This window comes from Mesorhizobium denitrificans, from assembly GCF_003403035.1.
Taxonomy (GTDB): domain Bacteria; phylum Pseudomonadota; class Alphaproteobacteria; order Rhizobiales; family Rhizobiaceae; genus Mesorhizobium_G; species Mesorhizobium_G denitrificans.
Map to the genome: position 1 here is coordinate 114,715 of NZ_QURN01000007.1, position 20,091 is coordinate 134,805.

Here is a 20,091-nt window from a genome sequence, read left to right on the forward strand (position 1 = left end):
TGCATGTGTGCGCAGTCAGGCTCTGAGCCTTTTGGGAGGAGACGATGACCAATCCATTCAAGACGAATGTGGGGCGCTGGGCTGTGCTGATTTTGAGCGGCCTGATGCTGGCATCATGCGTGGTTGAGACAGTGCCGCGGCCGGGGCCGCCACGACCTATGCCGCCTGCCGGGCCTGTGATGTGCACGAGGGAATATGCGCCGGTTTGCGGTCGCCGTGGCGGCGATTTCCGCACGTTTGGCAATAGCTGCATGGCGCGCGCCGATGGCTATCGCGTTGTGGATCGCGGCCCTTGCCGCACCGCCCCGCCGCCGATGAGGCCGCCGCGCCCACGCCCAGAACCCGCGCCGGCAATGTGCCCCATGATCTATGCGCCGGTCTGCGCCGGTCGTGGCGGAATGGCCCGGACGTTCGGCAATGAATGCCAGGCGCGGGCGCAAGGATTCCGGGTGCTGCAAGCCGGACCGTGCTGAGGAGGCAGCGGGGCGAGCGCTCGGCGTTGGCGTCGTTGAGCAGTTAAATTCGCTCGTAACGTCTTTCATTTTAGTATTTCATGAAATACTGATCATGAAGGGAATTGGCGATTTGGCTGATTCCCGGGGTGTACAAACCCCTTGCAAAGCGGTCGGCGCCGACCGAAAACGGCAATCCACGCGCCTTATGGCCGGGGAGGCTGAGGCCATGTCCAGAGCTTCGGCTTAAAAGCCGCAGCAGCCGTCTTTGCGCGGTTTTGTACCTCCCCGGTCACCAGAGGGGCGCTTGGGGCAAATATAGCCCCCTCGGTGACCATCGTTTTTCAATGGGGAGACGTGATGGAGCCGTATAATTTCTGGCAGGATTTCTTCGCGACGTTTCGTTCGTCGCCTGACGTAATCAAAGCTTTGTGGTTCATCGCTCCAACCATATTTGCCGCAGTCATCGCGCGTATCGTATCGAAATCGCCGAGTTGGACGGCAGGAGGTGCTGGTTTTTGTGGATGGTCGTTTGCTCGACAGGTTCGATATTCCGGAAAAATCCCATAACGACGCAAAGCGTTTGGCAAGAAACGCAAATCAGGCGGCGACAGCAGACTATGGGCGGCACCTTTAAGGTTGAGAGCGCTTGGTATTTGCGTCGTTGAGCAGTTAAATTCGCTCGTGACGCCTTTCATTTTAGTATTTCGTGAAATACTGATCATCATGGGAATTGGCATTTTGCTGATTCCCGGGGGCCTACAAGCCTCTTGCAAAGCGGTCGGCGCCGACCGAAAACGGCAATCCACGCGCCTTATGGCCGGGGAGGCTGCGGCCATGTCCAGAGCTTCGGCTTAAAAGCCGCAGCGGCCGTCTTTGCGCGGTCTTGTAGCTCCCCGGTCACCAGAGGGGCGCTTGGGGCAAATATAGCCCCCTCGGTGACCATCGTTTTTCAATGGGGAGACGTGATGGAGCCGTATAATTTCTGGCAGGATTTCTTCGCGACGTTTCGTTCGTCGCCTGACGCAATCAAAGCTTTGTGGCTCATCGCTCCAACCATATTTGCCGCAGCCATCGCGCGTATCGTATCGAAATCGCCGAGTTGGACGGCAGGAGGAAGGTCGATATCCAAGATCAGCCCGGACCCGTCAGATACTGGGCACACCGATCAAAATCGAAAAGGTGAGGAGGTTCTGGTTTTTGTGGATGGTCGTTTGCTCGACAGGTTCGATATTCCGGAAAAATCCCATAACGACGCAAAGCGTTTGGCAAGAAACGCAAATCAGGCGGCGACAGCAGACTATGGGCGGCACCGTTAAGGTCGGCTTTTTTAGCGCGTTTCGATCAATGCCCGTCCTTCGGTATTTGCGTCATACTGCCTATTGCGCCCATCGTCAGAGGGGCAAGCAGGGGCAGTGGCCCCGCCAACGCAGGTGTTCCGGACGAAAAGCCCTAGTGCCCCGGGCGGCCGGTTTTGCGCGACCTGCGCCCTTGAGCGCGCTCGTCGGCGGGGTCTTCATATGAGCCAGCGCCGATCTTTTCCCGTTTGACGGGCTTTGCGCCTTCAACCGGCTTTTCCGTGCGGCGGACGGTCATTTCGTCCAGCGTGTTCTTGCGGAACAGCGACTTGCCGTCATCCGGCGTGCCGTAATCGGAGCCGTGAGCCTCGCGCGCCGATTGCTTCCTGAACAGTGAGTTGCCAGCCGGTGTGGCGTGGTCGCCGGATGTGCCCATCGCATCTAGGTCCGGTTTGGCGAACAGCGACTTGCGCGGCGATTCATCAACCGCGCGGTGACGAGCTACGCCCTTGTTGTGCTTTCCCTTTTCCCGACCGCTGACCGGGCTTTGAGCTTCGACATCGCGGGCCATTGGATCGTCGGAAATGGCAAGCTCCATCTCGCGCAGGCGCTTGACCTCGTCGCGCAGGCGGGCGGCGCGCTCGAAGTCGAGATCGGCGGCGGCATCGCGCATCTGCTTGGTAAGCGCTTCGAGATGAGCCTTGAGATTGTTGCCCATGAGCGCGCCCTCGCTGCCGGCGAGAGCACCAATATCGGCGCGGACGTGATCCTTTTCGTAGACGGAGTCCAAAATGTCGGCGATGCGCGATTTCACGCTTTCCGGCGTGATCCCGTGCTCGGTGTTGTAGGCGAGCTGCTTGTCGCGGCGACGGTTGGTTTCCGCCATTGCGCGGTCCATCGAGCCGGTGATGTTGTCGGCGTAAAGGATGACCTTGCCATCGACGTTGCGCGCGGCGCGCCCGATTGTCTGGATGAGCGAGGTTTCAGAGCGCAGGAAGCCTTCCTTGTCGGCATCAAGAATGGCGACAAAGCCGCATTCGGGAATGTCCAGACCTTCGCGCAGCAGGTTGATGCCGACCAGCACGTCGAACGCGCCAAGGCGCAGATCGCGGATGATCTCGATGCGCTCCAACGTGTCGATGTCCGAGTGCATGTAGCGCACGCGAATGCCCTGCTCGTGCAGGTATTCGGTGAGGTCTTCGGCCATGCGCTTGGTCAGCACCGTGACCAGCGTACGGTAACCTTTCGCGCTGGTTTCGCGGATTTCGCCCAGCACATCATCGACCTGCGTCTTGGCAGGCCGCACCTCGACCGGCGGGTCGATGAGGCCGGTCGGACGGATGACCTGTTCGGCAAACACACCGCCGGACTCTTCCATTTCCCAGCCGCCGGGGGTTGCAGAAACAGCGACGGTGAGCGGGCGCATGGCGTCCCATTCCTCAAAGCGGAGCGGGCGATTGTCCATGCAGGAGGGGAGGCGGAAACCATACTCGGCAAGCGTTGCCTTGCGCCGGAAGTCGCCGCGATACATGCCTCCGATCTGTGGGACGGTGACGTGGCTTTCGTCGATGAAAATCAGCGCGTTGTCGGGCACATATTCGAACAAAGTGGGTGGCGGATCGCCGGGCATGCGGCCTGTGAGATAGCGCGAATAGTTTTCGATGCCAGCGCAGGAGCCGGTGGCTTCCAGCATCTCCAGATCGAAACGGGTGCGCTGTTCAAGGCGCTGAGCCTCCAGCAAACGCCCAGCCTTTTCAAGCTCCTGCAAGCGCTGCTGAAGCTCTTCCTTGATGGACTTAATAGCTTGATTCAACGTGGGGCGCGGCGTGACGTAGTGCGAGTTCGCGTAAATCTTGACGCTCGTGAGGTCCATCGTCTTGTGGCCGGTGAGCGGGTCGAACTCGGTGATGGACTCGATTTCGTCGCCAAACATGGAGATGCGCCAGGCGCGATCCTCAAGGTGGGCCGGGAAGATTTCGATGGTGTCGCCGCGCACGCGGAAGGAGCCGCGCACGAAGTTGATGTCCTGCCGCTTGTATTGCTGCGCGACAAGATCGGCAAGAAGCTGGCGCTGGTCGAGCCGGTCGCCGACCTGCATCTGGAAGGTCATGGCCGTGTAGGTTTCGACGGAGCCGATACCGTAAATGCAAGAGACGGACGCGACGATGATGACGTCATCGCGCTCCAGCAGCGAGCGGGTGGCCGAGTGGCGCATCCGGTCGATCTGCTCGTTGATGGAGGATTCCTTCTCGATATAGGTGTCAGTGCGCGGGACGTAGGCTTCCGGCTGGTAGTAGTCGTAATAGGAGACGAAATACTCGACCGCGTTTTCCGGGAAGAAGTTCTTGAACTCGCCGTAAAGCTGCGCGGCCAGTGTCTTGTTAGGCGCGAGAATGAGGGCAGGGCGCTGCGTTCTCTGGATGACCTGCGCCATCGTGAACGTCTTGCCGGAACCGGTCACGCCAAGCAGAACCTGCGAGCGCTCATTGGCATTCACACCCTCGACCAGATCGCGGATGGCCGTGGGCTGGTCGCCCGCCGGTTCATATTCCGAAACCATCTTGATCTCGATGCCACCTTCCGACTTGTCGGGTCGGGCAGGGCGGTGCGGGGTCCAGATCTTGCCGTTTTTATGCAGCGGATTGCCGGACTCGATGAGCTGGGACAGCGCAGCGACGGTGGCCGTGACGCCGCTGTTCGAGATGGATTCGGCGTCTTCGAGTGCGATGTCCAGACCCGGTACGGGATTGAGGCCCGCAGCGGCGCGCTCACGCGCTGAGGCCGCGCCGCCCATCGACGTGCCGCGACCCGTGCGGGTGGGGGCTGACGAGCGTTCGGGGATTTTCTTCGGCTTCTTGAGCGATTTGCCCTCGGCTTCGGCCTCGCGCTCGATCTGCTCGGCCCAACCGGAAACGGGGCCTTTCAACGGCGTACCGGTCAGTTCAGATTGTGGTGCCTCGCCAAAGCCATACAGCGGCTCGGATGCGTCGCTGTAGTCGGTGAGCGGGCTGCCACGCTTGCGAGGGGCCGCAGCGTTTTTGTCGGGAGATTTTGCCATGGGGGAAATATGGGCAGAGTCCGGCCAAATGGAAAGGGCTGGCTTGTGCTTCGGTGCCTGGGCGGACGGCCTCCTGACAGCAGGTTGTCAGGAAGTGTCAGCCGTAGCGGAGTTTCAGGCCGAGGATCGTGAGGATGAACAGCAGCGTTATCCCGTTCGCGCCGATGACCGGCCACGAGCCGATGAAAAGGCCGTAGACCAGCCAGAGGAAAACGCCCGTCGCCAGCGCGGCATTGGTGCCGAGCGAGATGTCGTGCGTGCGGCGCTCGCGCAGGATTTTTATGATCTGCGGGAGCCACGCAAGCGTCGTGATGAGCGCTGCAAGCGAACCGATGAGTTCAACAGAAGCTGACAAGGACAGAACTTTCCGAGAGGAATTGTGCTGTGCAGCATATGCCGGAATCTCTCGCGGTTTGAAAGTGAATTTGCTTGGCGGGGTTAAATAGAGCGTGATCGATTTGGGGGCGTTCTGGGGGGTGTCGCGAACGTGGCAAGGTTGGTGCTGTCCATCACCCTTATCCTCTCCTCGCACGCGGGAGGAGGATGCCGGCAGGCAGGTGAGGGGCAGCGGTGAGGTAGTAAGGTCAGCGCGGGTAGTTACACCAGCACGAGGTTGCCGTCGTTGATGAGGTCCAGCAGGCTGGTGGCGGAACTGATGCCGTTCAGCGTGACGTGAACCGTCTCCTGCGACGGAGTCGATGATCCCTGACCCTTGTAGAAGATGTTCAGTTCCAGATCGCCGCCATTGTCACTGGCGGTTACGAAATCCGACAGAGTGGAGGTTTGTGCATCATAGCCGATCAGCAGGTCGCGAATGTTGATAGCGTCTCCACTCTCGCCGACAGTGAAATCGGTGATCATGTCTGACCCGGCATTTTCGAAACCGAAGTGAAACGTATCCTGTCCGCCATTGCCAGTCAGCGTATCGTCGCCCACACCGCCGACGATCCAGTCATTCCCCGACCCGCCGATAAGCGTATCGTTGCCAACAAGACCGTGAATGATCTCATTTGTGGCGGACGTGTGGTAATCCAATGTGCTGCCGGTAAGCGTCGAATCCCAGCGGACATTCGGATTCATATCGCCCGAGATAATCCAATGATACTTTTCCTGAAGATATTCGAAGGCGGTGATGTCCGTGTAATTGGTCAGATATATTTTTACGTTCATCTGGATTGCGGTTTCACCGGCCGAGGTGTCCAGCTTCGCCCAACCGCGCAAAGTTGCGTCCATGTTGGCGCTGGACATGCCGCTGTTCAAAAACATGCCGTCAGCGTCGGTAAGGGAGGATATGTCCCAACCGCCAAGATCTTGATCGAAGGATGAATCATCGCGGAACATGTTCTTCATCGAAGTGAAGTTAGACGTATCCCAGTCGCTGATGTCCTGATTGAACGCCGATGCACCGTAGAACATGCCCTGGACGTTGGTGACGCTGCCTGTATCCCAGCCGCCAAGATCCTGATTGAAGGCAGAAGCACCGGCGAACATTTGCGACATGTTGGTGACGTTGGTGGTGTTCCAATCGCCAATGTCCTGATTGAAGGATGTGGCGCCATTGAACATGGCTTGCAGGCTGACGGCATTTTCCATGTCCCAACTGCCTATCGCGCCGCTAAACGCGGTCGCACCATCAAACATGCCGTCAAAATTCTGGATGTTCGTAACATTCCAACTGTTCAGGCTGCTGTTGAACGAGGTTGCATGAGAGAACATGTAGCTGACCTCGGTGAGATTGGACGTGTCCCAATTGTTGAGGTTTTGACTGAAGGATTCGGCATATTCGAACATGTTGCTCATGTCCGTGACGTTGATTGTATCCCACCCGCTGATGTCGCTGTTGAACGCCGTTGCATGGGAGAACATCTGCTGCATGTTCGAGACTATGCCCGTGTTCCAATCGGCAATACTGCCGTTGAACGCCGTCGCGTCGGCGAACATGCGGATCATGCTTTCGACGTTTGATGTGTTCCATCCGTCAAGGTCTTGGTTGAACGCGGTCGCGCCATCGAACGCGCCATCCATGACGGTGACGTTGCCCGTGTTCCAGCCGCCAATCGCCTGATTGAATGCGACCGCGCCGTTGAACATATTGGTTATTGTCTGAACGCTGCGCGTGTTCCAACTGCCAATGTCCTGATTGAATATCTCGGTCAAACCGAACATGTCTTCCATGGTGGCGACGTTTGAAACGTCCCACGCGCCGATGTCCTGGTTGAACATGTCATTGTCATAGAAGGTGCCGTAGGCGGAGGTGGCGTGAGAGGTGTCCCATCCGGTGACATCGCCGCTCGGCGCGGACGGGTCCATGAACAGCATTTCAAGCGTGGTTTCGTTGCGGCCTTCCGCGAAATAGACGCCCGTGCTGGTCAAGACCGAACTGGGGGCCAGTGTTACCGCGACGTTGGTGTGACCTTCGATGAGGTCGGGCACAACCATTATCTGCCACAGTGAGTGATTGACCTTGGTTAGCGAAGAAGCAACGAGCGTGCCGTTGGAGACGATGATATCGCTTTCGGAAAGGCTTGTTTCATCAACACCCGCGCTGAACGCAATATCGATAGTCACCGAACCAACCCCGCCATTGCCGGTGATGGTTACGCCTGGGGCTTCAACGGAAACCGCGAAACCGTCAGAAGATTGCGAGACGTTGCCGGCGATGTCGGTCGCGATTGCCGTGGCGATGTACTGGCCATTTGGCAGCGTCGTGCCGGTGTGGTCAAAGCTCCAATCGCCATTCGCGTCGGCTGTTGTCGTGCCGATGGACTGGCTGTCGAGAAACAGTTCTACGGTCGAATTGGGCTCGGCCGTGCCGACGAAAATGAGCGTGTTGTCTTCCGTAACGCCGTCGCCCGCAAGTGTAAGCGTGTCATCCTGAATTCCGGTAATCTGAGGCGCGGCGATGGAGGTATCGACGGTGAGGGCAAAGTCAGCTGAGGCATTCGACGTATTGCCCGCGGCATCTGTGGCCATTGTGGTCAGCGTGTAGGTGCCTTCGGCAAGATCAGTGCCGGTATAGTCAAAGCTCCACGAGCCATTGTCTCCGGTGGCTGTGCTGCCGATGGACGTGCCGTTGATGAAGAGTTCAACGGTCGCAAATGGTTCCACGCCGCCGGAAAAGCCAAGCGATGTGTCATAGGTGACGCCATCATCGGCAAGGCCCGTGTCCGACATAACTTTCAATATGGTCGGAGCGTCTGGCGAGGAGGTGTCGATGGTGATCGGTAGTGGCTGCGAAAATTCGGAGATATTGCCGGTGGCGTCTATGGCTTTGGCCAATACGATGTAATCCGCGTCTTGAAGCGCAGTTGTCGTATGCAGCGTCCATGTGCCGTTGCTGCCGGTCTTGGTCGTGCCGAGCAAAGTTTCGCCGAGGTATATTTCGACGGTCGCATTGGCTTCCGCGGTGCCGGTGAAAGTGGGTGTGCTATCTGAGGTGAGGCTATCCGCCGGGGTGCCGCTGTCGGTCGAGAATGACAGGATGACCGGCGCATCGGGCGCGACAGTGTCTACCGTGACGTGCAGGGGAATTGAGGTTGGGGAGGTGTTGCCGTCGGCGTTGCTGGCTATTGCGGTGACGGTGTAGCTGCCGTCCTCGACAATCGTTTCGCTGTAGTCAAAAGACCAGACGCCGTTGCTGTTTGCCGTCGCTGTGCCGATTGATCGGTTATTGAGAAAAATCTCTACGGTCGCGTTCGGGTCCGCCGTGCCGGAGAAGGCGAGTGTGTTGTCTGCGGTCAGGCCGTTGGTGACGGCAGCATCGGTGGCGAAATGCAGGCTGGGCGCGCTGAGTGTTGGTGATGACCCGCCAAGGAAAGCGATCGGGCTCGCGCCAAGGATTCCGAGCAGCGCTGCCGTCGACAGACCCGCGCCGATGCTGTGGGCCGCGACAACGGCTTCGATGATGCCATCGCCCGTGGCGGTGAGCGCCTTCGAGAAATCCACCATTGTAAGCTTGTCGTGATCTGCGAAGACCAGATGGTTGTGATCAAAGCCATGCTCGGCAAAATTCTTGATGGTGTGAACGCGGCCATTCTTCATTCGCACAACGAGATCGTTGCCCTTGCGCGCGTAATTGAGAACGTCGCTCGGATTTCCCTGAATGACAAAGTCCCGCGCCGCGCCAGAAGCGTTCGCGTTTCCTGAAACACGAACGACTTCGCGACCAAGAATATTGGCTATTGCCATGAAATCCCTCACAAGCGCGATGCAATATGTTGGATTTCACTAAATTAGATATGTGTAAAATTTATTGATCTGTTGGCAGGCATTTTGCCTATTCAGGCATCCTTCTTCCGCAACTCGAAGAAGAACAGGAAGATGGACAGCGCGACCGCCATATAGAGGAACGTTTCCTTGAGGAAAGAGCGCCAACGCTCGTAATGGTCGTTGAGGGCGGAGAGCGCGTTGATACGCGCCTGATTGTTCGTGACACGCGAGAGCGCTTCCGCGACGAGATCGTTTTCGAAGTCCTGCAATTTGCTGACGGCCTCGGGCGTGTCGTAGCCAGCGTGGACCGCGTCTTCGTAAGGCTTCATCGTATCGTTCCAGCGGGAGGGGTGGAGGATGGCAGCCGCGCGACGAAGCGAACCCATCGAGGCGGATTGAGAGCGGTAAAGCTGGTCGCCGACATAGCGCAGCCGCATATCGGCGGAAAGCGCGGCCAGCGTGAGGTTGAGCGTGGCGCGCGACAGTTCGTTCGCCTGGAACATGGTCACAAATCTGGTGAGGTCGTCGTTCTGGCCCTCAAGCTCGGTGATCTCGGTGCGCACCGGCTGCTGCCAGCCATCCAGCACACGATAAACGACATTGCCGCTGATCCACGACCCAATGGACGGCAGCGCCAGAATGATCGAAACGAGAAAGGCAGAACGGTTCAGGATATTGCCCCCACGCTGACTTCACCGCCGCACTATTATGTTGTCGCCGGATATGCACGAAAGGACAAGGGGCGGATGAGGGTAGTTCGCGTGTTGCGACCCCGCGCGCCTCATGCGGCGCTGCGGGTATCCGGCTTGCGGCGTTTGGTGGTTTTGGTCGTTTTCGCCTTCATCTCGGCAGCGCGTTCAAGGCTCTGCTTCAGAATTTTCATCTGCTTGGCCTGGCCGTCCGCAGCCTCCTTCAAGGAAGGCGCGGTGTGCGAGGGAAGGCGGGCAGCTTCTGGAGCCTCGGCAGTCGGATGCGATAGCTTGTGCTCCAGAATGCGGCGCTCTGCTTCCACTTCGTTCAGGCGGGTTTCCAGAAGGTTCAACTGGCTCTGCTTGTCGGCCTGATCGGCCTTGGAGGTCTGCAGGCGAGCGCTGAGTTGCGCTGTTTCAGAACGCAGGCACTGAAGCTCGGTGTTGTAGCGACGGTCGCGGTCGGCAATGTCCTGCTCTGCGATGTGAAGCGATGAGAGCGTTTCCGTGAGCCGCGAATCCAGCGCATCGCTCTGCTTTTGCAGGCGCAACAATTCGGATTCGCCTATGCCAAGGCGCGTGGAAGCATCGGAGGCGCGCGCGGATTCGACAGACAGCAAGGTCTGCGTTTCGTCCAGCTTGCGGCGATATTCGGTGCTCTTCTGCTGCGACACATCCAGATCCAGCCGCAGGACGACGTTTTTCTCGCGCAGCGATTCAACCTCGCGGTTCAGACGCTCGATGTCGACGGTCTGCGCCGTGATCTGCAACTGCATCTCGCTGCGAAGGCTTTCGAGCGAGGCAAGCTGGCTCTTGGTTTCAACGGCTTCGAGACGCGCGTCGTTCAGCGCCGTGCGCAGAAGTTCGAACTCCTGCGCTATGCGGGCCTCGCGGGTTTTGTGAGACTCGATGACGGCTTCCTGCCGCTCGCGCAGGCGTTCCAGCTTGTCGAGACGCTCTTCAAAACGGCGATTGTCGGACGCGAATTTCGCGTTGGTCGTTTCCAGATCCGACAGGCGCGCAATATCTGCCGCGCAATCGTCAAGGAAGGAGCGGCCATGCGTGTGGCTGGCGATTACCGCCGCGAAAGCCTGACCGATCTTGAAAAGCTCGTCGCGCGCTGCGCGGTGGGACTCGTCGAAAGCCTGAAAGGCAGCCATGCGAGCCTGCGCGTGAAGCGAAAGGTCGCTATCCGGCGCGGTGGTCGCCGGGGTCAATGGCTCCAGAGCGGTTTCGCCTGTCTCATCGATCTCGATGGCATCAACCGTGGCGGACGCATCACGCTGTGGTTGTGCCTCGCCCTCCTCATGGGAAATGATTTCATTGAAGGCGTTTTCCATTTCGTCATCAAGATTGACGAGAGCTTTTTCAAGCGGATCCTTCCGAGAGAACAAATCCCCAAGATTTATCATGACGCGGCCGTTTTCTCTTGCACTCTGTTGACTACAAATTTAACTAACTGCAGAGCAATATTTTGCCCTTCAATTGACGCTGCTGGACTCCTGTCAGGCTGTCCATATCACGTTATTTCCATTCTGCATCATCTTTGCGTTGTAACCTTTGGTCAACCAGATAGCTACAAGCTATCCGTTTGGCGGTTCCCAAAGGCAAAAATGACAATGAACTCCCGCAAAAGTTGGATAGGTCGTCGCGCGCTTCTCGGCGCGGCCTTGGTGGGAGGTGGTGCGCTGTGGGCGGGAACGACCGTGGCGCGGCTGGCGCGCGGACCGAACGGAACCAAGGATTTAGGGCGCATTGCCGATGCCGATGGAGTGGTGCTGCCGGACGAAATGCAGGGCGTTGCGCCGGCCTACGATCCGGGTCTGCCATGGAAGATGCAGGGCGGGGTTCTGAACGACGCAAGCGCGCTGTCGCGCACTCCGGTTTATGGCGTTGTGCAGGTTGCTTCCGAGAACGATGTGGCGCGAGCGCTGGCTTTTGCGCGCGACAATGGATTGCGGGTGTCGATGGCAGCCGTGCGGCACTCCATGGGCGGGCAAGCGTTCGACGACAATGCGCTCGTGCTTGACATGATGAAGTTCAACAGCATTGCGCTGGATGAGGCGCAGCGCAGCATGACGGTGCAGCCCGGCGCGACATGGCACGACATCCAGAATGTGCTGCATCCGCGATTTGCCGTGAAGGCAATGCAATCGACCGATATTTTCTCCGTGGGCGGATCGCTTTCGGTGAATGCACACGGCATGGATCATCAGGTGGGGTCCATTGCCGGGACGGTGAAGCAATTGCGAATGATGCTGGCGGATGGCTCGGTGGTGACGTGTTCGCGGACGGAAAATGCGGATTTGTTTCGGCACATCATCGGTGGATATGGGCTGTTCGGCGTGATCCTGTCCGCCGAACTCGAGATCACCGACAATGCGGTTTATCGGACGTCGCGCGAGATTATCCGGTCCCTGGATTTTCCGGCCTTCTTCGCGGAAAAGCTGGAGCACGATGAGAATGTCGGGCTGTTTTACGGGCATCTTTCGACCGCGCCCGGCAATTTTATGCAGGACATGATCGTCTATCGCTACGACAAGGTGGCCGAAGAAGCGCCGCCGGATATGCCGGAACTGGGCGCGCCGGGCGCAGTGGGCGTCAAGCGCGTGCTTATGAACCTGGCAAAATGGGGCGGGCCGTTTCAGGAGCTGAAATGGTTCAGCGAAAGGGCGCTGGAGCCACGTTTCGAAAGCTGCACCGTGTCGCGCACCGCTGCGATGGGCGAGGGGGAGGCGTGCCTCGTTTCGCGCAACAACCCGATGCACGATTCAGTGCCGTATCTGTTCAACGATCTCCCGGCTGAGACGGATATTCTGCACGAATATTTCGTGCCGCGCGGGGCGTATAATGAATTCATCGAGGGCGCGCGCGAAATTTTGATGGCGCAGGATTTGCCGGTCCTGAACGCTTCTATCCGGATCGTGCACCAGGAAGATATTGCGCTGAACTACGCGCCCGTGCCGGCATTTTCACTGGTGCTTTACGTGAACCAGCCGACGACAGAGGAGGGCAATCGGCAGATGCGGGATTTGACGCGCAAGCTGATCGATTTGACCTTGCAGCATGGCGGGCGGTTTTTCCTGCCTTACCAACTGCATTTCACGGGCAAGGAGTTGCTTGCCTCCTATCCCGAAATGCCCGAATTTCTCGCTGCAAAGCTCCGTTACGATCCCGGCGAATTGTTCACATCGACATTTTATCGCGCCATCAAGGCGCTCGCAGGTATGGCATGAAAACAATAGCATTGATCGCGCTCCTGTTCGGGACGGGCGGGTTGGCTTTGTCTTCCACGAGCGCAGTCACAACGAAAGCGTTTCGGCTGAAGCTGGGCGAGCAGTCGATTGATATTGATGTGGGCGAGCGCGCGGAAATCACCCTGCCGGATGGCTCGAAGGTGCGGGTGGAACTTACGCGAAACGAATTTGCGACCTATTCGGGCGAGGGCTTTACCTTTGTGCATCCAAGCGATGTGTCGGTGACGCGCTCCGACCTCGGCGACGGTGTTGTGCAGCACCTTATGACGACAGCGCTGGGAACGATGGTGATTGTGCAAACCTATGACGGGCTCGATCCATCCACCCTCAACGAAATGATGCTGAAGGAACTGACTGGCGATGCCGTGGCTGCAGGCGCAAAGCTGGAACGCAAGGACGCGAAGCGTGATGTATCGGGCAAGACGCTCTCCGGTATTGTGGCGACCGAGACGCTAAGGCGCGACACGGTTGATTATGAGATTGAATCCTACGGCAAGGACGATGCGGGCGTGATTGTGATCACGCGCATGGATCGGGAAAACGCCGCGCAGGACAGCGCGAAGATCGCCAAGTTCTGGGAGACGTTCCGGTTACAGTAGGGGGCTTTTCATCCGCTTCGCGGACCACTCCTCGCCCCACAAGGGGAATGCCTAAGAGACGAGAGTCTTTTTGACAGCCCTTCCGCGATCGAAGTTCAGGATTTCGGCAAGGTTCAGAAACTCGACAACATCGATCCTTCGTTCGCCACTCTCCAGGCGAGCGACAAAGGATTGATACTCTCCCAATCGCGCGGCCAGTTCGCTCTGGGTTAGACCTGCTGCCTCCCGCTTCGCAATCAGCAATTCGACAGGGGCGGTGTGCCGCTCCGTTCCCAGCGTTTTTACACAGCAAAACCCACAATTTTCAGGAAGTAGATATCGGAAATATAGGTATTTTTAATGCATGGGCGAGGTGGAAACGGTTGTCAATAATCGTAGACATGTTCCAGATGCGCGCCGGATTTTTCGAGCATGGGTATGATCGTGTGCAACTGCTGCACTGCGACCGCCAAGCCGATCCGGCGATGACGAGGGTCGGCGGGAAGGCGATAGTCGAACAACAGGCGCGCATTTTGCGGCAGGATGATTGCGCCGTTTGAAATAGCGGTGATGAGAATTTCGCGGTTGCCACCGATTTCCACGAACCGGAGGCCGCGACCGATCAGGCGCGGAACCATATCCGTAAATGCCTGATAGCGCTTCGTGACGAAGATCGCGCCATCGATGCCCATGTCTTTTTCGAGCTTCGTGTCGGGTTCGTCGGCAATGGCCAGCGCGACCGGTCCCTTCGCCCAGACGTGAATGTCGAGCAGGGCGGGCGCAGCGGTTGCATCGAGCCCGGATTTGATCAGGTTGGCATAGGTCTGCTTGATGGAATAAGCGAGGCCGAACGCGCCCTTGCGCTCGGTCGTGCGAGTGGGGTCATCGCCCTCCTCAGGGACAAGCGACAGAAGCCCTTCGCGTTTTTGCGCGTATGGAAATTGATACCACGGCACCTGATCGAGAAAGGCAGCGTAGTCTTTTGCGACGCGCGCGAGGTAACGATCGGCAGCGACCGGGTGGCTGGACGCCCACTCCGTGAAGCGCCCGATCGTGCTTTCATAAAGCGACTGGATGGCGTGTTCGATGGTGTGGCTGGTGCCGATGACAGCCAGCATCTGATGATTTGCAAAGTTGAACGGACGGTTAGAACTGGCGCGGATCACCATCGCGTAATCCTGCCAGAAACGCCCGATGTAAGACCAATACGGAAAGGCGCTCTCGCGCTTTCCAGACTCCAGAAAGCCGGAATATTCGCGCGCGGCGTAAACAATCGCCCATTCCGGATAGGTGAGGTAGGTGGATTCCTCCGTCCGCTGATAGCCAGGGATTTCCGCGCGGATCTCTGCGGCGAGCGCGGGCGGTGTCGGGATTTCATTGAGGCCGGACAGGGGCGTTTTGTCGAGCGGCGTGGTGGTGGCGAAGCCGTAAGCCAGCCCGGCCAGGGGGATGGCCAGCACAAGCAGGACAATGACCAGTGCGGCTTTGATGAGCCGCCAGAAAAGCCTCAGCAGAAACAAGGGTCAGGCCATCGAATAATGGTCGCGAACGCGGCGCGCCAGCCAATAACCGACAAACACCGCGAAGCCGCCAATCGCCAGATGCGGGAGATTTGCGAAGACGCGCGTGGGGAAGTCGATATCGGTGCGGAAACCATTGATGAAGATGCCGCCGTCGAGACAGCCAGAACCTGTGACGAGGCCGAGCACGCCGTCGAACAGATAGACCGCGCCGAAAATCTTGAAATAGAGCACCGCCTGACGGTTAGAGATGAAGGCCGCGATCAATGCCCAGACACCGGAAAACGCGTGCAGAAGGTCATCATACCATTGCAGGCTGAACAGGCCGAACAGATAGCCATTTGCGTCGTTGAAGGCCGGCACATAGCCAATCGCCACCACCAGAAAGAACATGATGCCGTAAAAGACAGCGAGTTTCTGGATAAGAGTCATCGTGTTCCCCGTTTTTTGGCGCAGAATACACGAGCTATCGTTAATGAGAAAACAAGCGCCAAAAACAGAGCAGGCGCCGGGATTTCTCCCAGCGCCTCCCTGTCAAAGTTCCAGCTTTTTTCAGGCAGCAATACCGAAGGTTTCGCGCCATCCATCGCCTTCTTTTTGACGGTTCGCCACATCCGGGTCCGAAGACTTCAGTCGCTTTGAACCTCGCCCGACGCTCCCTTGCGGGTTTGCCTGACGTCCATCGAAGACTAACCGGCCTTCATGGCAGCATCGGTCCGCCGATAACGCTTGCACGCTGTCTGCGGTCCCGGTTCCATCCGTTTCGATATGAGCAAGCCCAATCGCTCCGGTCTTCTCCGGGGCTCAGCCTGACCTCGTTTCATCTTCGCCTTGCGGCTCAGCGATCCGTTGCCGTCTGAGTTGACTAAACCTTAGCGGGAGAAAGTGGGTATGGATACAACCTTGACCCTGTGGATAACGGGGTTATCGGGAATCATTGCAGTGCAGCAAATAGCTTGGTGCGGCGAGTTAAGGAGACGCATTGGTCGCACGTTTGCGCTGCCCCTCATCCTTGCCCGTTCCGGGGCGAGCCACGGGTCTCGTCCGTCCTTCGGACCCCCGTAAAGAAAAGGGCGAGGGGTGTCCGCGTCGAGTGCTTGCCATCAGCGCTTATTCCGGGCTTTGTGGCGCAGGATAAACCCGGAGGAGGAGTCGGGTGAAAGTCGGGGTAATCCTGAATCCGGTGGCCGGTGGCGGTCGCCTGAAACGGCACTGGCCGGAGATCGAGCGTGCGCTGAAACCGCATTGCGCCGAACTCATTATGCGCGAGACGGAAGAGGCGGGCGACGGCGAAAGGCTGGCGCTGGCTTTTGCGGGGCAGGGCTGCGATCTGGTGATCGCGGCGGGTGGCGACGGCACCGCCAGCGAGGCGGCGGACGGCTTGCTGCAGGCGCGCGCGGAAATGGGCCGAACGGTGGCGCTGGGCATTTTGCCGTGCGGGACGGGTACGGATTTCGCGCGCGGGCTGGGTATTCCGCGCGAGCCGGTTGACGCGGTGAAGCGCATTGTCGAGGCCAAGCCGCGCGCAATCGATGCGGGCCGCGTGTGCTTTGTGGATGAGCACGGTGCGCTGGCGAGCCGCCACTTCATCAACATTGCAAGCCTTGGGCTTTCCGGCGCGACGGATCGCGCAGTCAATGCGGACAAGCGCAAGGGGCGTGTTTCGGCCAAGGCGCTGTTTTATTGGCGAACCGTGGTGGAGTTCCTGCGGTTCAAGTTTCAGAACGTGCGGATCATCGTTGATGATGGCGAGCCAATCGAGGCGCGGATTGCATTGGTGTCGGCATGCAATGGACGGTTCTTCGGCGCGGGCATGATGATTGCGCCCGATGCCGAACTGGATGACGGGCAGTTCGATGTAGTGATCGTGCGGGCGTCAGGAAAGCTCGGACTGCTGAAGGATTTGCGCCTGCTCTATGGTGGGCGGCATCGCGACCATCATGCGATTACGATATTGCGTGGGCGCAAGGTGACGGTGGAGCCACTGGACGCAGCCAACGTGCCGCTGGTCGATGTGGATGGCGAGTCACCCGGACGCGCGCCGACTACGTTTGAGATTTTGCCCGGCGCGCTGCTTCTCAGGTGTTGATTCAAGTGCTTTGCGATTTGATTCCGGGGTGTCGGACAAATTACTGATAAATCAGGGAAAAATCGGCGTCGGGTGTGGCTCGAGATGAAGCGGTTTGCCATCATAGGGATTGGCGTCGCAGAAGGCTTCATCAAGTTCAACGCCAAGGCCGGGTTCGGTTGACGGAATCACATAGCCGTCTTGCCATTCGATTTTTTTCTTCAGCAGGCGCGCGTGGAAGCCATCCCAGGTCTTGATGGATTCGAGGATCAGGAAATTCGGCAAAGTGAGCGCGAGCTGGATGTTGGCTGCGCCGACAATCGGCCCGCAATAGCAATGCGGCGCAATCTGAATGTGATACGCCTCCGCCATCGCGGCGATTTTCTTTGTCTCCAGAATGCCGCCTGAACGCCCGAGATCGGGCTGCAGGATGGTTGCGGCGCGTTGTTCGATGACGCGCGCGAACTCCCATTTGGTGGTGAGACGCTCGCCAGTGGCGATGGGGATTTTCGTGCCGCGTGCAACCTGGGCCATGACTTCCGGCATGTCGGGTGGAACCGGTTCCTCGAACCAGAGCGGGTCGTAGGGCTCGATGGCGGCGGCCATGCGCAGCGCGCCGGAGGCGGTGAACTGCCCATGGGTGCCGAACAAAATGTCGGCGCGGGTGCCGACCGCCTCGCGGATGGCTTTCAACATGCGCGCGGACAGGTCAATGTCGATGAGGCGTGGCTGGCGTCCGTCCCATGCCGACCAAGGTCCGGCGGGGTCGAGCTTCACGGCGTTGAAGCCCTGCTCGACATAGAGCGCGGCGCATTCGGCGGCCAGCGCAGGATCGTTGTAGACATTTACGTCGCCAGCTTCGGACGGCACGACGCTGCCCGCGTGCGGGTAGAGGTATGTGTAGGTGCGCAGCTTTTCGTGCACCGCGCCGCCAAGCAGCTTGTGAACGGGCTTGTTCGCCTCCTTGCCGATAATGTCCCAGCAGGCCATTTCGAGCGCAGAGACGCAGCCCATCATGGAAACATCCGGGCGCTGGGAGAAGCCGGAGGCATAGGCGCGACGGAAGAAGACCTCAATGTCGTGCGGGTCGTGGCCGATGAGATAGCGCGCGGCGCAATCCTCGATCATGCGGGCGGTTATGTGCGGGCCGAAGGTGGCGGTGTAGGCCTCGCCATAGCCGACAACGTTGGAGTCTGTCGTGAGCTTGACGAAGATGAAGTAGCGCCCGCCAATGCCCGCATCATCGTTGCCGACCACCCAGGTCTTGATGTCGGTGATCTTCATGCGGTGTCCTCCAGCACCATTGCCGCACCCTTCCAGCCGGTCATGATTGCGGGCGCGTTGGTGTTGCCAGCAATATTGCTTGGAAAGATGGACGCGTCGATAACGCGCAAACCTTCAATGCCGTGAACGCGCAGGCGCGGATCGACAACGGAGGCGGCAGGGTCCGATCCCATGCGGCAGGTGGCGACGGGGTGGTAGACCGTGCCGGAGCGCTTGCGGAAATCCTGAATCAAGTCCTCGTCGGAAGTGATTGATGGGCCAGGCAGGATTTCCTCTTCGATGAATTCGGCCATTGCGGGTTGCGCCGCGATCTTGCGCACGAATTTGACTGCAGAAAGCATTTCCGAAACGTCATGTGGAGTGGAAAGCGCGTTGGGCGTGATCTTCGGATATTCGCGTGGATTGGCCGAACGGATCATGATTTCACCGCGGCTGGTGGGGCGGCAATTGGACAGACCGATGGAGAAGCCCGGCCACGGGTCAGGCGTGAGAATGGGTCGTTCGCCGGACTTGGGAATGACGGTCGAGAATGCCTGAAAGTAAAGCTGCATGTTGGGGCGAGGTTGCGCCGGGTCGGTGCGGAAGAAGCCGCCCGCATTGTTCATGGAAAGCGACAGCGGACCGGAGCGCAGCAGCAAATATTGCATGCCGACGAGAGCCTTGCCCCACCACGGCCGCAGCAATTGGTTGAGCGTCGGGGAGCGGCCTTTGAACGTGTAGTTGATGCCGATGTGGTCTTCGAGATTGCGTCCGATATGCTCGTTGGCGTGGATTGTCGTGATGCCGAGCGAGGCGAGGTGAGCGGCGGGGCCGATGCCCGACAATTGCAGGAGTTGCGGCGAGTTGATCGAGCCGCCACTGATGATGATTTCCCGGCCGGCGCGGACCTGATGGCGCTGGCCGTTCTGCTCATATTCGATGCCGGTTGCGCGCTTGCCGTCGAACAGGATGCGAGTGGCCAGCGCATTGGTTTCAACGCGGACGTTCGAGCGACGCATGGCGGGACGCAGGAACGCGCGCGCGGCTGACATGCGGCGACCGTTCTTGGTGGAGATCTGGTAGACGCCGACGCCATCTTGGCGCGCGCCATTGAAATCCGGATTGAGCGGGAGCCCGGCCTGCTGCGCGGCCTTGAGATAGCGATGTGTGAGGGGGTGGACCTCAGCGGAGCAATCCGTGACGTGGAGCGGACCGCCTGTGCCGCGCCATTCATCCGCGCCAGCGGTGTTGTCCTCGATGGCCTTGAAGTCGGGGAGAACGTCGCGCCAGCTCCAGCCGGTGTTGCCGGATGCAGCCCAGCCATCATAATCGGCAGGATTGCCGCGTATCCATACCATCGCGTTGATTGAGCTTGAGCCGCCGAGGATTTTGCCACGTGGCCAGTGATCGGCATTGCCCGCGAGGCCGGGGTCCGGCTCGGTCTTGTAATTCCAGTTTACCGCAGGATCGAAGAAGCATTTGCCATAGCCAAGCGGCATCTGGACGAAGAAGCGGCGATCTGTGCCGCCCGCTTCCAGAACGAGCACGGAATAGCGCCCGCTGGCGGAAAGCCGCTCCGCCACCACCGAACCCGCCGAGCCGGAACCGACAATCACAAAATCATAGGTTTGCATGATGGCGGTTCGGCTACCCTCTGTTTCCGTGGAAAAAGCTATTCTTCTTCCAATGTCGTTTTGTT

The 20,091-nt window shown here is 58.9% G+C and carries 16 protein-coding genes; 5 read left to right on the forward strand and 11 right to left on the reverse strand.

All coding sequences use genetic code 11. The features are described from left to right. The first annotated feature begins 44 nt into the window (after window positions 1-44). Complete coding sequence (locus DY251_RS10990) at window positions 45-473, forward strand: Kazal-type serine protease inhibitor domain-containing protein (RefSeq protein ID WP_116623948.1); 429 nt, start codon at window positions 45-47, stop codon at window positions 471-473. Between the two features lie 323 nt (window positions 474-796). Here the strand turns inward: DY251_RS10990 and DY251_RS21280 are convergent, their stop codons facing one another. Further along, window positions 797-1,192: a hypothetical protein gene (locus DY251_RS21280; protein WP_137113558.1), complete on the reverse strand. Its 396-nt coding sequence runs from the start codon at window positions 1,190-1,192 to the stop codon at window positions 797-799. Between the two features lie 198 nt (window positions 1,193-1,390). Between DY251_RS21280 and DY251_RS11000 the strand changes: the two genes are divergently transcribed. Continuing rightward, window positions 1,391-1,771 (forward strand): hypothetical protein, encoded by a 381-nt coding sequence (locus DY251_RS11000; protein ID WP_137113559.1) that lies wholly within the window; start codon window positions 1,391-1,393, stop codon window positions 1,769-1,771. Between the two features lie 133 nt (window positions 1,772-1,904). Here the strand turns inward: DY251_RS11000 and uvrB are convergent, their stop codons facing one another. The 5 genes from uvrB to DY251_RS11025 form a co-directional block, all read right to left on the reverse strand. Beyond that, on the reverse strand, window positions 1,905-4,808 hold the full coding sequence (gene uvrB / locus DY251_RS11005; RefSeq protein ID WP_116623951.1) for an excinuclease ABC subunit UvrB: 2,904 nt from the start codon (window positions 4,806-4,808) through the stop codon (window positions 1,905-1,907). A gap of 97 nt (window positions 4,809-4,905) precedes the next feature. Beyond that, window positions 4,906-5,163, reverse strand: a complete 258-nt coding sequence (locus DY251_RS11010) for a SemiSWEET family sugar transporter (RefSeq protein ID WP_116623952.1) — start codon at window positions 5,161-5,163, stop codon at window positions 4,906-4,908. Between the two features lie 242 nt (window positions 5,164-5,405). Continuing rightward, on the reverse strand, window positions 5,406-8,996 hold the full coding sequence (locus DY251_RS11015) for a BspA family leucine-rich repeat surface protein (protein ID WP_116623953.1): 3,591 nt from the start codon (window positions 8,994-8,996) through the stop codon (window positions 5,406-5,408). A 92-nt stretch (window positions 8,997-9,088) separates the two neighbouring features. After that, window positions 9,089-9,580, reverse strand: coding sequence for a hypothetical protein (locus DY251_RS11020; RefSeq protein WP_137113560.1), 492 nt, complete (start codon window positions 9,578-9,580; stop codon window positions 9,089-9,091). Window positions 9,581-9,798: 218 nt separating this feature from the next. Continuing rightward, a complete protein-coding gene (locus DY251_RS11025; RefSeq protein ID WP_116623955.1) occupies window positions 9,799-11,118 on the reverse strand; it encodes a coiled-coil domain-containing protein in 1,320 nt (439 codons plus the stop codon). Window positions 11,119-11,325: 207 nt separating this feature from the next. Here DY251_RS11025 and DY251_RS11030 point away from each other — a divergent pair, with 207 nt between their 5' ends. Both DY251_RS11030 and DY251_RS11035 read left to right on the forward strand, forming a co-directional pair. Next, on the forward strand, window positions 11,326-12,942 hold the full coding sequence (locus tag DY251_RS11030) for an FAD-binding oxidoreductase (RefSeq protein WP_245415923.1): 1,617 nt from the start codon (window positions 11,326-11,328) through the stop codon (window positions 12,940-12,942). Next, a complete protein-coding gene (locus DY251_RS11035; RefSeq protein ID WP_116623957.1) occupies window positions 12,939-13,562 on the forward strand; it encodes a hypothetical protein in 624 nt (207 codons plus the stop codon). Before DY251_RS11030 ends, DY251_RS11035 begins: the two co-directional genes overlap by 4 nt. Before the next feature lie 51 nt (window positions 13,563-13,613). Here DY251_RS11035 and DY251_RS11040 read toward each other — a convergent pair whose 3' ends face one another. The 3 genes from DY251_RS11040 to DY251_RS11050 all read right to left on the reverse strand — a co-directional run bounded on the left by DY251_RS11040 (window position 13,614) and on the right by DY251_RS11050 (window position 15,493). Further along, window positions 13,614-13,838, reverse strand: a complete 225-nt coding sequence (locus DY251_RS11040; protein ID WP_116623958.1) for a helix-turn-helix domain-containing protein — start codon at window positions 13,836-13,838, stop codon at window positions 13,614-13,616. Between the two features lie 89 nt (window positions 13,839-13,927). Next, window positions 13,928-15,061 carry a hypothetical protein gene (locus DY251_RS11045; protein ID WP_116623959.1) on the reverse strand — a complete coding sequence of 378 codons (1,134 nt, stop codon included), beginning with the start codon at window positions 15,059-15,061 and terminating at the stop codon, window positions 13,928-13,930. Window positions 15,062-15,064: 3 nt separating this feature from the next. Next, complete coding sequence (locus DY251_RS11050) at window positions 15,065-15,493, reverse strand: DUF4383 domain-containing protein (protein WP_116623960.1); 429 nt, start codon at window positions 15,491-15,493, stop codon at window positions 15,065-15,067. Window positions 15,494-16,217: 724 nt separating this feature from the next. Here DY251_RS11050 and DY251_RS11055 point away from each other — a divergent pair. Continuing rightward, window positions 16,218-17,150, forward strand: a complete 933-nt coding sequence (locus tag DY251_RS11055) for a diacylglycerol/lipid kinase family protein (protein ID WP_116623961.1) — start codon at window positions 16,218-16,220, stop codon at window positions 17,148-17,150. A gap of 51 nt (window positions 17,151-17,201) precedes the next feature. Here DY251_RS11055 and DY251_RS11060 read toward each other — a convergent pair whose 3' ends face one another. Continuing rightward, a complete protein-coding gene (locus DY251_RS11060; RefSeq protein ID WP_116623962.1) occupies window positions 17,202-18,413 on the reverse strand; it encodes a mandelate racemase/muconate lactonizing enzyme family protein in 1,212 nt (403 codons plus the stop codon). Further along, window positions 18,410-20,026, reverse strand: a complete 1,617-nt coding sequence (locus DY251_RS11065) for a GMC family oxidoreductase (protein ID WP_116623963.1) — start codon at window positions 20,024-20,026, stop codon at window positions 18,410-18,412. The genes DY251_RS11060 and DY251_RS11065 overlap by 4 nt, the downstream gene beginning before the upstream one ends. Window positions 20,027-20,091: the final 65 nt, after the last annotated feature.